Here is a 460-nt window from a genome sequence, read left to right as displayed (position 1 = left end):
CTCAGTCTGTCGGCCTGCCGACGGGTGCGGCGCGCAGGCGCGCGCCTGGCGACAGCGGTTCCGGAGGGGGCGCCGACAGCACTTCGGCGACCTTGTGCAGGAACTCGGCGTGCGCCGAGGACTTGCGCCACACCAGGGCGATCTGACGGGTCGGGCTGGAGTCGGTGAAGCGCAGCAGCTTCAGGCTCTCCGAGCGCGGCACCGGCGGCTGCACGGCCAGCAGGGGCAGCAGCGTGACCCCCACGCCGGCGGCCACCATCTGTCGCAGGGTTTCGAGGCTGGTGGCGCGGAAGCCGTCCTTTTCGCTCGCCCCCGCCAGATGGCACACGTCCAGCGCCTGGTCACGCAGGCAGTGGCCTTCGTCCAGCAGCAGTACGCGCTGATCCGCGATGTCATGCAGCCCCAGCCTGCTGCGGCCGGCAAGCGCGTGATCGGCTGGCACGGCGAGCACGAAGGGCTC

At 71.7% G+C, this 460-nt stretch carries 1 protein-coding gene; it reads right to left on the bottom strand.

Translation table 11 applies throughout. The features are described 5' to 3' along the window. Position 1: 1 nt before the first annotated feature. On the bottom strand, positions 2–460 hold a 459-nt coding region (locus FLQ44_RS10115), incomplete at its 5' end, for a hydrogen peroxide-inducible genes activator (protein ID WP_240801242.1).

This window comes from Vogesella mureinivorans (assembly GCF_007644035.1).
Taxonomy (GTDB): Bacteria; Pseudomonadota; Gammaproteobacteria; order Burkholderiales; family Chromobacteriaceae; genus Vogesella; species Vogesella mureinivorans.
This window is presented reverse-complemented; position numbering and strand designations above follow the sequence as displayed.